Genomic DNA, 12,645 nt, shown 5'->3' with positions numbered 1-12,645 from the left:
ACGACTCCCGCCATTTTCAATATATAGCAGACGGGGGGACTTGCGGCAAGCGCCGGTTTCTGTTGCAGAATTGCTCGCCGTGGCCGGAACCGATGAAAACGGGGGCGTGAAAATGCGGGTGGTGTTGTCGACGTGGGGCGGGCGCGGGGACGTGGAGCCGATGGCGGCGCTCGCCGTGCGGCTGCGGGAGCGCGGCGTTCAGGTGCGGCTGTGCGCGCCGCCGGATGAGGACATCGCGCGGCGGCTGGCGGCGGTCGGGGTGCCGCTGGTGCCGTACGGGCCGTCGGCGCGCGCATCGGCGTCCAAAGCGCTGCCGCCGACCGAATCGGCCAGGCCGCCGGCGGGAGAGGTGGTGGCCCGGGTCTCGGCCGAGATCGCCGCGAGCCAGCGCCGGGTGCTCCCCGAAGCGGCCGAAGGGTGCGACGCGCTGGTGGCGACCGGCGTGCCGGCGGCGCTGGGCGGGGCCCGCTCGGTGGCCGAGAAGCTGGGCGTTCCCTGGGTGCATGTGACCTTCCAGCAGCTCACGTTGCCCTCGCCGCACCGGGCGCCGCTGGCCTACCCGGGGCAGTCCTACCCGCCGGGGATCACCGACGTCCCGACCCTGTGGAAGCTGCACGACCGGTACCTGAACGAGCTGTTCGGCGAGGCGATCAACGCCACCCGGGCGGCGCTGGGCCTGCCGCCGGCAGAGGATGTGACCTCCTTCCTGTTCGGCGGGCGCAACTGGCTGGCCAGCGACCCGGTGCTGGACCCCTGGCAGGGGTCGGCGGAGGTGGACGTGGTGCAGACCGGCGCCTGGTTCGTCCCGGACGACCGCCCGCTTCCCGATGACCTGCGGGCGTTCCTCGACGCGGGGGAGCCGCCGGTGTACGTGGGGTTCGGCAGCATGCCGATGAAGGCGGCGGCGGACCTGCCGCGGGCGGTCGTCGAGGCGGTCCGCGCGCACGGCCGCCGCATGGTGCTGCTGCGCGGCTGGGCCGGTCTGTCGGCGGTCGACGACCGGGACGACTGCTTCGTCGTCGGCGAGGTCAACCATCAGGCGCTGTTCGGCCGGGTGGCCGCGGTCGTCCACCACGGCGGCGCGGGCACCACGGCCACGGCCGCCCGCGCCGGCAGGCCCCAGGTGCTCGTCCCGCAAGGAGCCGACCAGCCGTACTGGGCGGGCCGCGTCGCCGAGCTGGGCATCGGCGCGGCCCATGACGGCCCGGTGCCGACCGCCCGCTCCCTGGCGTCCGCGCTGGAGACGGCACTGGCCCCGGAAACCGCCGAACGGGCGGCGGCGCTGGCCGGACGGGTCCGCACTGATGGCGCCGCCACGGCCGCCGACCTGGTGGTCGAACAGCTCGGCTGAGGAAGGCGGCGGGCCCGGCGCAAAGGGCCGCGCCGGGCCGATGAAGAACCGCCGCAGGCCCGGGGGACGTTTCCGGCCTGCGGCGGTTCGCCTACGGCTTCAGCGCGCCGTCAAAGGCGCTTGAAGATCCTGGTGACCTTGGTGGAGCTTCCGTTGGCGCCGGTCTTGGAGTCCATCCGGAGCCGCTTGCCCTTGCAGGTGTAGGACGAGTAGAACGGAGTGGTCGCCTCCCAGGTGCCCGTCTTGTGCTCCTTGACCATGTTGAAGGGGCCGGTGCGGATCTTCTGGCCCGAGGCGATGTAGATCTCCGTGCGGGTGGCCCCGCCGGTGGCGGTCCTGGGCTTCACGTTCACCTTGCCCTTGGTGGACCCGGTCACCTTCGCCTTGACGGTGAGCTTGCCGGACAGCAGATGCCAGATCTGGTAGGGGTGCCCGTTCGCCTTTCCGCTGATGTCACCGCGCTTGGAGCCGGTGAAGTTGTACATGATCGAATTCTTTTTGATCCGAAGTACCGTCCCCTCCAGGCCGTCCATCGTGTGCTTGTACCCCGGTCCCTTGGACACCGCCGTGAACGACGTCAGCACCCAGGTTCCGAGCACGCACCGTTTGGCCTTGGCCTCGGCGGGCGCGGCGACCCCCACCAGGCTCGTGGCGGCGACCGCCCCCGCGACGACGAGACGGGTTCCCGTGCCGAACATGTCGACTCCCCGTGATCAAATGATCGTCCCCCGGTTTCTCGGTGACGATCTTCATCTCGCCCGCGTCCCACCGGCCAGGGACACCGGTCCCGGTTTCCGCCGGGCTACGGGAATGGCCCTTCGGGCCATGGCTGCAGGGGGTTGCTCGGCTCTGGACGGCGCCCCCGTCCACGCGATCAGGGGCGCCTAGTACCCCTTATGGGGGAGGATGCGCAGGAGTTCGACGGCGGCCTCCTTGGCTCCGGCGATGAGCTGTTCGGGTTCGCGCGGGGCTTTGTAGAGGACCGTGATGCTCACCAGGCCGTTGCGGGCGCTGATGCCCACTGCCGGGGTATCGGACTCGGTGTCGACGACCATCATGCTCTCCTCGCCGATTCCGGCGGGGGAGACCTTCCCGGTCACTCCCGGGCTGCTATAGGCGTCCCGGGCGATACGACTCTCTTCTTCGAGAGTGTCCCCTCTGTTGGGGCGGACGGCGCTGATCTCCAAGCGGGCACGGCCGTTCCGGCTCAGCCAGCGGCACTGGAGCACACCGGGGAAATAGTGCTCCAGCCGGGGAGGCCGGGGATCGGGAACCAGCCGGGTGACCTTGGGGTAGGGGAACCAGGCGCACAGGTCCACCAGCGGCGTGCGCCTGGGCGGCGACTCCTCCTCTTCTTCGGGTGAGCTCAGGTCCGGGAGCGCCAGCAGAGACAGCAGACACAGGCACGCGGTCAGCAGGAGGGTCTGCGTCAGCCAGACGCGTTCACGGGGAGTCGCTTTCATACCCGCTTCTCCAATTTCCGCACGATCGCCTGCAGGATGCCGGCGACCTGCTGCTCGGCCACGGCGGCCGAGGGCGCATGCCGGGTGTGCAGGTCGACCGTCACCAGGTAGCCCTTGACGTGAGCCCCGCCCTGGGCGGTGAACCCCCAGCTGTCCTGCCAGGCCACGGTGTAGGCGTTCTTCTTCGCCCCGGGCAGGGGGTGCAGCACACTGCCCGGGGGATGGCCTTTCTTCCTGGCCTCATGGGAGCGTTCGGCCTCGTGGACGGACCAGGTGCCGATGAACATGTCCAGCCAGGTGCCTTGCTCCCACGGCCGCTCGGTGCCCCACCGGCAGGCCAGGCTCTCGATGCCGAAGCCGACCTCGCGGCCTCCGGGGACCGCCTGGGCGGCCAGGTCCCTCGGCAGGTAGTCGCATGAGGCGACCTCCGGTGGCGTGTCGTGACGGTCGGACTGCCGGTCAAGCCACCAAAAGTGCATCGCCAAAGCGGCGACCGGCAGCAGGACCGCCGCCGCCTTCACCCACAGCCGCACCCGTCGCTCCGCGATCGGCGCGCCGGTCACCGCCGGCAGCACGCCGTTGCAGGCCTCCATGTGGCGCTGCCGCATGACGGCGAGGGCCTCCTCGAACCAGCGGTCGCCGACCCTCCCGGACGGATGCCGCAGCCGAACCCGCTTTCCGTCCCGCAGGCAGAGCACGACGAACGCCTGGCGGCCCCGCCGCCCGGCCTCAATGTAAGAGACCACCGACCAAGGGAGCCGCTGGGGATGATCTGGAAGAGCGCATCCCGGGGACAGAACCGGATATCGGTGGCGGTGAGCGCGGTCGGCGGCCGCATCCAGTCTCCCCCCAGCGCGATGGTGAAGCCCAGGAGCGGGGGGAACATGAGGGCCAGCGCGAAATGAAGATTTTCGTGGTGGACGGACAGTTTCAGCGACACGCCGCCCACGACGACCAGGCACAGGACAAAGAACGCTGCAAGACGCTGTATTCGGGCGGGGCCGAATTCGATGCGGTCGGGGTACCGTCTCATTTCCTCGTCTTCGGAGAAGGCATGGACCCGACCGAGGATAGCGATCATGAGCTGGCGGTCCTTGCGGTGCGCCGCCCGGCCCCCGGCGGCCATTGCTGCGGCGAAAACTCAGCACAAAGCGGTATCTCTGGGCCGCGGGCACACTCAAACGACCGGCTTTTAGCGCTCCTGGCCGTTTAAGGTCATGTCTGCCGGGCCGCTCGGCGGCTCTGGCCGGGCAGATGGCGGGCGTCAGCGGCTTCGGGCAGCCGCCGGGCTCGTCTGCGGCACCGGCCATGACTTCGGCCGACTGCCCGGATTGTGTAGCGAAGTGTCGTAGCCATGTGCTTGTGTATCCGGTACACGAATACGGTGGAGCCGAGTGGAGAGGCATCGTGTCCGAAAACACCGACGGCCTGTTCGCAGATCCCCGCGGGACACAGATGTCCTTGGGGCACGGTGTGGTCCTGCCTGCCGAGACCGGACCTCCCGCCGGGCAGGAGCCGCCGGTGAACCCGCTGGACGCACCGCAGGAGTTCGCCGAGGCGACCTCCTTCGAGGTGCGCCGGGAGCTGGAGAAGCTGATCCGGCGGGACCTGCTCGGACCCTGGGACGGGCCGACCGAGGAGCTCCCTCCCCACATCCTCGGGCCGCGGGAACGCTACCTGGTCGGCATGCTCGGGCCCAAGCCCTCGGCCACCTCCGCGGTCGACAACGCCGACGAGCTGCCCGACACCGATCCCGGGACGGGCGGGGACGCCTCTGAAGGGGAGCTGCCCGACGTCCTCAGCCCACAGGCGCTGGGACGGATCTGGGCGTCGTCGATGGGGCTGTCCTTCTGTGTTCCCGGGAACGTCGATGCAGTCGCGGTGAAGGCGTCCTGGGGGCGCTACCACCGGCACGAGCGCGAGGCCGGCGACGGCCGCACGGTGCGGGTGTGGGCCCGTGAACCGGTTGAGCACGAGCGGCAGGTGCGGCTGGACGCCGAAGACTCCTACAAGATTCCGCTGACCGCCGAGCACGAGGAGGCACCGGGCGTGCTGCTGTCGGTGTCCGTCCGCCCCCGCGACGGCCGCCGGGTCGTGGAGGTGGCCTTGGTCAACCAGCAGCAGGAGCCGGTCAGCTACAAAGACGTCGCCTGGCTGTTCCAGCCGGAGCTGACCGTGACCGCCCTGGACGGGACCGAGGCGATCTTCCTGCCCGTCGACGACCCGGCCGATGACCTGCCGACCTCCGGCGGCGACCCCGAAGAGGCGCACCTGCGGCTGCTGTACCGCAACGAGCGCCGCTACGCCGCGGGCCGCAACGTGGCCGTTCACGCCGAGGTCGCCGAGGGCGAACGCCGGGCGCACCGGCTGACCACCACCTGGCTGCCGGCCTACGACGTGCCCGCCACCGTCGCGCCGACCGGCCCCGGCACCCCCCTGGAACACGTCGAGCTGTCCATGGACGCCCTGGCCACGGCCACCCCCCAGCAGCTTGAGGCCGGGCTGCAGCCGCTGGTCGACGGCTACCGGGCCTGGCTGGAGGAACGGGAGGCCGAGATCGGCGGCCTGCCAGAAGGGCTGCGTCCCGTCGCGGCCAAGGCAGTGGAGGATGCCCGGCGGGCCGCCGACCGCATCGCCGCCGGCGTTCGGCTGCTGTGCGACACCGCCCACCCTCGCCACGCCGAAGCCTTGCAGGCGTTCCGCTTCGCCAACGAGGCGATGGCGCTGCAGCGCCGCAACACCGCGCTGGTGCCGCTGCGGGAGAGCGGTCTGAGCCTGGCCGAGGCCAGGGCGCAGATCCAGGCCAAGGGGGCGGCCGCCGCCAGCTGGCGCCCCTTCCAGCTCGCCTTCGTCCTGCTCAACCTGCCCTCGCTGACCGACCCGGGCCACCCCGAACGGGCCGCCGACCACAGCGCCCTGGTCGACCTGCTGTTCTTCCCGACCGGCGGCGGCAAGACCGAGGCCTACCTCGGCCTGATCGCCTACACCCTGGCCATCCGGCGGCTGCAGGGCGTCGTCGGCACCGGTGAGGACGCCCGTGACGGGCGGGCCGGGGTGGCGGTGCTCATGCGTTACACCCTGCGGTTGCTGACCGCTCAGCAGTTCCAGCGGGCCGCCGCGCTGATCTGCGCCGCCGAGGTGCTGCGGCGGCGCGACCCGCAGACCTGGGGCGCCGAGCGGTTCCGGATCGGGCTGTGGGTGGGCGCCGGAGTGTCGCCCAACTGGTTCAAGGAAGCCAAGGACCAGGTCATCGAGGCCCGCGCCTCCGGCCGCGGCCACCGCGCCAACGTGCTGCAGACCCTGACCTGCCCCTGGTGCGGCGAACAGCTGAGGGCCGAACGCGACCTGTACATCGACGAGGAGCGGCGGCGCATCCTGCTGTACTGCCCGCGCGGCGAGGGCGCCGACGCCTGCCCGTTCTCCCGCCGGATCTCCGGCCCCGACGAGGGCCTGCCCATCCTCACGGTGGACGAGGAGATCTACCGGTACGCGCCCAGCCTGGTCATCGCCACCGTCGACAAGCTCGCCCAGCTCCCCTGGAAGGGGTATGCCGGCATCCTGTTCGGCCGCACCCGCACCCGCTGCCCCCGGCACGGCTTCCGGCACGACGACCTGGACGCCGAGACCGGCTGCGCGAGCAAGCACCGGGCGAACGGTCCCTGGCCCGCCGTGGCCGCCCAGCCCGTCGTCCGGCTCCGCCCGCCGGACCTGATCATCCAGGACGAGCTGCACCTGATCTCCGGAGCGCTCGGCACCACGGTGGGCCTGTTCGAAGGAGCGGTGGCCGAGCTGACCTGCTGGCCGTATCAGGGCCGGACCACCGGCCCGAAGATCGTCGCCTCCACGGCCACCACCAAGCGGGCACGCCAGCAGGTCCGCGGCGTCTTCGGCCGTGAGCTGGCGGTCTTCCCACCGCAAGTCATCGACGCCGGCGACACCTTCTTCTCCCGCCGCGAGCCGGTCACCCCCGCCACCCCCGGCCGCCGTTACCTGGGCATCTGCGCGCACGGGGTGCGCTTCAAATCCGCCCAGATCCGGCTGGCGGAGATCCTGCTGCTGGCCGGGCAAGCCCTCTTCGACGCCTACGGGGAGCCCGCCGACCCGTACATGACCGTGGTCGGCTACTTCAACGCCACCCGGGAGCTGGCGGGGATGCGCCGCTACCTCGATGACGACGTCACCACCCGGATCCGCCGCAACGGCAGGTTCCGGGGCCTGCCGAACCGGATCGTCACCAGCAGCGGCCTGCTCACCATCCAGGAACTGACCTCCCGGATCTCCTCCGGCGACATCAGCGACGTGCTCAAGCGGCTGGAACGTCCCTTCGACCCCGAACTGGACACCTCCCGGCGCCGTTTCGACGCCCCCGCCGAGCTGGCCCGGCATCCTGCCGCCAAGCGCAAGGCCCGCTCCGGGGAGAACGTCCCACCGCCGCACCCCCTCGCCCGGCGGTTCGGTGAGCGGCACAACGCCCAGCTCGACCCGGTGGACGTGGTGCTGGCCACCTCGATGCTCCAGGTCGGCGTGGACGTCTCCCGGTTCGGGCTGATGGTGATGACCGGCCAGCCCAAGAACACCGCCGAGTACATCCAGGCCACCTCCCGGGTCGGCCGGGACGCGGCGCGGCCGGGCCTGGTGCTCACCCTCTACAACTGGGCCCGGCCGCGCGACCTGGCCCACTATGAGGACTTCGAGCACTACCACGCCACCTTCTACCGGCAGGTCGAGGCGCTGTCGGTCACCCCCTACACCCGCCGGGCCCTGGACCGGGGGACCACCGGGCTGCTGGCCGCCGCCATCCGCCACGCCGCCGAGGAGTACTCCTGCAACCACAACGCCTGCGACGTCGACCTGTCCGGCCCGCTCGTCGGCCGGATCATCGACCGGCTGCTGGAGCGCGCCGAGACCGTCGCCCACACCCGCGGCCGTGACTACCTGGAGGAGCGGATCAAGACGGTGCTGGACGAGTGGGAACAGCGCAAGAGCGTCGGCACGGCTCGGCTCGGCTACCAGGACGGCACCTGGAACAAGCAGATCGTCTCGGGCCTGCTGCGGCCCGCCGGTAACGGAAAGTGGGACACCATGACCGTCGGCGTGTCCATGCGGGAGACCGAAAACGAGATCAACCTGCTCTTCCCCGGCGGCGACGCCCTGTTCCGGCCGCTCTACCACCAGCCCGACTGGACGTTCGGACCGCCCGCCGACGAAGACGGCGACACGGCGGCCGCCGACGGCGCCGACCGGTCCGGCATCTTCGGAGAGGGGGCCTGACCATGACCGAGACCGCGCCGTTCCGCCGCCGCGTCGGCAGCGTCCGCCCCAGCCACCTGATGTTCACCGGCGGGGTGGGCTCCCTGATCGACCTGCCGAACTTCTCCGTCCTGGTCAAGGGCCTGGACGAGTGGAGGGACGAGCACGCGGCGGTGATCGACGAGCCCCGGCTGCTGGCCGCCGTGCAGCGCACCCTGGGCAAGAGCGTGCAGCACCTTCGATCCGCCCCCTGGCTGGAAGGGCTGGACAAAGACCCCAACGGTCCCGCCTCCAGAGTCGGCGTGCCGGTGGCGCCGTTCCCGAGCTGGTTCCGCTGCACGGCCTGCAACGAACTCGGAGCGCTGAACTCGGGCGTCTTCGGCTTCGAAAACTCCAACCCCCGCAAACCGCACGAGGCCAGGTTCTTCCACGCCAGGTGCAAAAAGAAGAAACCGCTGGCGGTGGCCGCGCGTTTCGTCCTGGCCTGCACCAACGGGCACCTGGACGAGTTCCCCTACATCCACTTCGTTCACCGCGGGGGAAAGTGCCTCAAGGCCGACCACCCGCGGCTGCGCATGGACGACCGCGGCGGCAACCTCGGCGCCAACGTCGAGATCGAGTGCATCAACTGCGGGGAGACCCGCAACATCCGCGACGCCCAGGGCAGCCGCGGCGAGGAGAACCTGCCGCGCTGCCGGGGCCGTCACCCGCACCTGGCCACCTTCGACCCCCAAGGCTGCGACCGCACCCCCAAACTGCTGGTCGTCGGCGCCTCCAACCAGTGGTTCGCCAAGACTTATTCGGCGCTGGCCGTCCCCACCCCCGATGCCGGCGCGCTGGAGAACAAGATCGAAAAGCACTGGACCTTCTTTGAAGGCCTGGCGCCCAATCAGTACCCCTGGGCGCGTTCGGTGGGGTTCGAACAATTCCAGGAGGTCAAGCAGTGGAGCGATGAAGAGATCGCCGAGACGGTCGCCAAGGTCCGCGCCAAGAAGGAGGGAAGCGCCTCCGGGCAGCAGGAAGGCGGCGGATATCCCGATCTGCGCACCCCCGAATGGGAGGTCTTCTCCGCGGGCAGACTGCCCGACCCCGACGACGACTTCACGCTCCGGCGCGACATCGACGGCGTGCCCGAGGCCCTGACCGGCATCTACGCCGATGTGGTGCAGGCCGAACGGCTGCGCGAGGTACGGGCGCTGATCGGCTTCACCCGGCTGGACGCCCCCGACCCCGAAGACCCCGAACTGGTGCGGCTGGTCCCGCTGGCCCGCTCCCGTCCCGAGTGGGTGCTGGCCAGCGAGGTGCGCGGAGAAGGCATCTTCTTCCGCCTCCCCGAGGAACTGCTGCAGGAGTGGGAGAAACGGGTCGCCGACTCCCACGCGCTGCGCCTGCACCGTGAGGCGTATGTGCGCTACCGGCGCAACCGTTACTCCGACCGCATCAACAAGCCGTCGGAGTTCGACGAGATGGCGCACTGGCCCGGCGCCCGCTTCATCGCCCTGCACACCTTCTCGCACCTGCTGATCCGCACCATCTCCCTGGAATGTGGCTACAGCTCCGCCAGCCTGTCGGAACGGATCTACTCCGGCACCGAGGACGACCCGCACCGCGCCGGCATCCTCATCTACACCGCCGTGCCCGACTCCGAAGGAACCCTGGGCGGGCTGGTCTCCCTGGCCGAACCCGACCGGCTCACCGCCCTCACCCGGCGGGCGCTGGCCGACGCCCGGCACTGCTCCTCCGACCCTCTGTGCGCCGAGCGCCTGCCGCAGGCTCCCGCCGATTTCCTGCACGGCGCGGCCTGCCACGTCTGCCTGTTCGTGTCGGAGACCACCTGCGAGCGCGGCAACAAGTTCCTCGACCGGCGCTTCATCGTCCCCATCGACGACCCCGAGCTGGCGCTCTACCCGGACCTGCCATGACCATGGCCTGGGAGCGCTTCGAGACGGCCGTCGCCGACCACGTGGCGCGGCTGGGGCCGGTGCGGCTGCGGGCCCTGGCCGCCCGGTTCGACCAGGGACGCCTGCGGGGGATCGAAGACTGCGTGCCCGATTTCCCCGGCGAGGCGGCCGCCATCGCCGATGCCGCCCGCGGCGATGGCGCCCTGCCTCCCCAGGCCGTCGCGGCCTACCTGCGCGGTGCCGCGGCCGCGCTGGCGCACCGGGAGGCGTCGCTGCGGGTCGAAGCGGTATGGAGCGGACCCACCAGCCATGCGGTGCCGGTGCGCTCGACCGCCCAGGTGCTCATCCGGCTCGTCGGCCGCGCCACCCGCGAACTATTGCTGATGACCTACTCGGCCAAGCCCTATGAGCCGCTGCGGGAGGCGCTGGCCGCCGCCGTCGCCCGGAAGGTGACCGTCCGGGTCGTGGTGGAGACCCTCCAAGGGGCCGGCAGCGCGCTGTCGGGAGAGGAGCCGGCGGCGGCCTTCCACGGGCTGGGCGTGGAACTGTGGCACTGGCCGGTCGCCCGGCGGGCCGACGAGAACGCCAGGATGCACGCCAAAATCGCGCTGGCCGACCGCCGGGAACTGCTGGTCTCCAGCGCCAACCTCACCCACTCGGGAGTGCACGACAACATCGAGGCCGGGCTGCTCGTCCACGGCGGTCCCGCCCCCCAGCGGGCGGCCGAGCACTTTGACGCGCTACGCTCGGCCGGGATCCTGGAGCGGATGTGAACGAGCACTGAGCACTCCTCACCGCGGCCGCCACCGCCTTCCCGCCGGAACCGGACCGATCATGTCCGCAGTACGGGAACGGCTGGGGAGGCCTTGAGACCCCGCGATCGAATTGGGACGGCCGGCATTTCCATGACGGGAGGATGAGCGGCGGTGACGACCATCGCAGACCGTTACCGGCTGGACCCCGTCCACATCGGCAAGGGCGGGATGGGCGAGGTATGGGGCGCCACCGACACCCGGCTGCGGCGCCGGGTCGCGGTGAAGATCATCAGTTTCCCCGACGGCAGGCCCGACCCCGAACTGGTCCGCCGGTTCGTCCGCGAATCCCGCCTCACCGCGCGCATGGACCACCCCGGGGTGCCCATCCTGTACGACGCCGACGAGGTCACCGACGGGCCGTTCGCCGGGCGCCTCTACCTGGTCATGCAGCTCATCGACGGGATCGGCCTGGAGGACCTGCTGGCCGAGCACGACCCGCTCCCGGTCGGCTGGGCCGCCGCGATCGCCGCGCAGGCCTGCGCCGTCTTGGACCATGCGCACGGCATGATGCTGGTCCACCGCGACCTCAAGCCCAGCAACCTGATGATCGACCGGCACGGCGGCGTCAAGGTGCTGGACTTCGGGCTGGCCGTCGCGCTGGACGCCGATGAGCGTTCCCGGATCACCGGCTCCAACCAGATGCTGGGCACGCTGGCCTACATGGCGCCCGAGCAGTTCCAGGGGCAGGCCGGGCCGTTCAGCGACCTGTACTCGCTGGGCTGCGTGCTCTACCGCATGCTGAGCGGCCGCAACCCCTTCGACGGCCCCACCCAGCCCGCCCTCATGCACGCCCACCTTTATGAAGAGCCCGCTTCCCTCCGGCGGCTGCGCGCGGAGGTGCCACCCGACCTGGAGGAGCTCGTCCACCGCCTGCTGGCCAAGCGGCCACAGGACCGTCCGGCCTCCGCAGCCGAGGTCTACGACCTGCTGCTGCCGCACATCGGCGAACTGCCGGCGCTGCCGGGAGCCGTCGCCCCGGGCCGTAGCTCCGCCCGCATGTACGCGGGCGTCGTGGGCCGGGTGCTGCTTCCTCCGGCCGCCTCGTCCGCCACCGTCTCGGCCGGGAATTCCTTCAGCCTCGGGGAAGTGGCCAAGGCCCGGCGGCAGGCGCAGCGGCTCATCCGCGAGTCGCGCTACGACGAGGCGCTCCGTGTGCTCAGCCGCATCTCCCAGCGTGCCGAAAGCGCTCTGGGCGCCGACCACTCCGAAGTGCTCGACCTGCGCAGGGAACACGCCGACGCCCTGTTCAAAGCCGGCGACTACCCGGCCGCGGCCGCGGCCTTCCGCGCGCTCGCCCAGGATCTGGCCCGCCGTGACTCTCCCGATGCCGACACGGTGCTGCACCTGCGCCTCCAGGAGGCCAACAGCCACGCCCTCGCCGGTGACACCGGCCGGGCCCTGCGGCTGCTCGACCGGCTTCTGGACGACCAGCGGCGCATCTACGGCAAGGACGATGAACGGGTCCTGGAACTGCGCCGCCAGATCGGCCTGCTGCTGTACGGGGCGGGCCGGGTCGACGAGGCGGTGCAGGCGCTGCAGGAGCTGGCGGCCGACCTCGAACGCCTGCACGGCCACGACCATGAGGCCGCCCGGAACGTCCGTGCGCTCATCGCCCGGCTGAGCGGCTGATCAGCCGCCGGTCAGGTGAGGCCGGGGGGCGGAAGCGCGGAGCCGGGGCAGGGCGTCGGGAGCGCTGCCCGGCAGCGTCCATGATCTGAAGGCCGCCCGGATCCGGGGCCTTGGCACGGACCGGGGTGCCGGTGCCGGCCGGCAAGGGCTGCAGACGCGGCAAGTCCGAAGTGCTCAAGGAGGCCAAGTGGGCTCACGCCCCGGCCGCCGCGGCCCGGCCGAGCGGGCCGTCGCCC

General features: G+C 71.2%; 9 protein-coding genes. 6 read left to right on the top strand and 3 right to left on the bottom strand.

The genetic code is table 11. The features are described from left to right. Window positions 1–112: 112 nt before the first annotated feature. Window positions 113–1,351, top strand: coding sequence for a glycosyltransferase (locus TCUR_RS12490; RefSeq protein ID WP_012852871.1), 1,239 nt, complete (start codon window positions 113–115; stop codon window positions 1,349–1,351). Between the two features lie 110 nt (window positions 1,352–1,461). Here TCUR_RS12490 and TCUR_RS12485 read toward each other — a convergent pair whose 3' ends face one another. From TCUR_RS12485 to TCUR_RS12475, 3 genes are all read right to left on the bottom strand, one after another. Then, a complete protein-coding gene (locus TCUR_RS12485; RefSeq protein WP_012852870.1) occupies window positions 1,462–2,049 on the bottom strand; it encodes a hypothetical protein in 588 nt (195 codons plus the stop codon). 186 nt (window positions 2,050–2,235) lie between these two features. Next, the gene (locus TCUR_RS12480; protein ID WP_012852869.1) at window positions 2,236–2,814 is read right to left on the bottom strand and encodes a hypothetical protein; all 579 of its coding nucleotides are present in this window, start codon (window positions 2,812–2,814) and stop codon (window positions 2,236–2,238) included. Further along, complete coding sequence (locus TCUR_RS12475) at window positions 2,811–3,560, bottom strand: hypothetical protein (RefSeq protein ID WP_012852868.1); 750 nt, start codon at window positions 3,558–3,560, stop codon at window positions 2,811–2,813. Before TCUR_RS12475 ends, TCUR_RS12480 begins: the two co-directional genes overlap by 4 nt. Before the next feature lie 155 nt (window positions 3,561–3,715). Between TCUR_RS12475 and TCUR_RS26480 the strand changes: the two genes are divergently transcribed. The 5 genes from TCUR_RS26480 to TCUR_RS12450 all read left to right on the top strand — a co-directional run bounded on the left by TCUR_RS26480 (window position 3,716) and on the right by TCUR_RS12450 (window position 12,409). Next, on the top strand, window positions 3,716–4,027 hold the full coding sequence (locus TCUR_RS26480) for a hypothetical protein (protein ID WP_012852867.1): 312 nt from the start codon (window positions 3,716–3,718) through the stop codon (window positions 4,025–4,027). Between the two features lie 308 nt (window positions 4,028–4,335). Then, window positions 4,336–8,085 (top strand): DISARM system helicase DrmA, encoded by a 3,750-nt coding sequence (drmA, locus tag TCUR_RS12465; protein ID WP_425358338.1) that lies wholly within the window; start codon window positions 4,336–4,338, stop codon window positions 8,083–8,085. A 2-nt stretch (window positions 8,086–8,087) separates the two neighbouring features. Then, window positions 8,088–9,986 (top strand): DUF1998 domain-containing protein, encoded by a 1,899-nt coding sequence (drmB, locus tag TCUR_RS12460; RefSeq protein WP_012852865.1) that lies wholly within the window; start codon window positions 8,088–8,090, stop codon window positions 9,984–9,986. Beyond that, window positions 9,983–10,738 (top strand): DISARM system phospholipase D-like protein DrmC, encoded by a 756-nt coding sequence (gene drmC / locus TCUR_RS12455; protein ID WP_012852864.1) that lies wholly within the window; start codon window positions 9,983–9,985, stop codon window positions 10,736–10,738. Before drmB ends, drmC begins: the two co-directional genes overlap by 4 nt. Before the next feature lie 153 nt (window positions 10,739–10,891). Further along, window positions 10,892–12,409: a serine/threonine-protein kinase gene (locus tag TCUR_RS12450; RefSeq protein WP_012852863.1), complete on the top strand. Its 1,518-nt coding sequence runs from the start codon at window positions 10,892–10,894 to the stop codon at window positions 12,407–12,409. Window positions 12,410–12,645 lie beyond the last annotated feature (236 nt).

This window comes from Thermomonospora curvata DSM 43183 (assembly GCF_000024385.1).
In the GTDB taxonomy this organism is placed as follows: domain Bacteria; phylum Actinomycetota; class Actinomycetes; order Streptosporangiales; family Streptosporangiaceae; genus Thermomonospora; species Thermomonospora curvata.
This window is presented reverse-complemented; position numbering and strand designations above follow the sequence as displayed.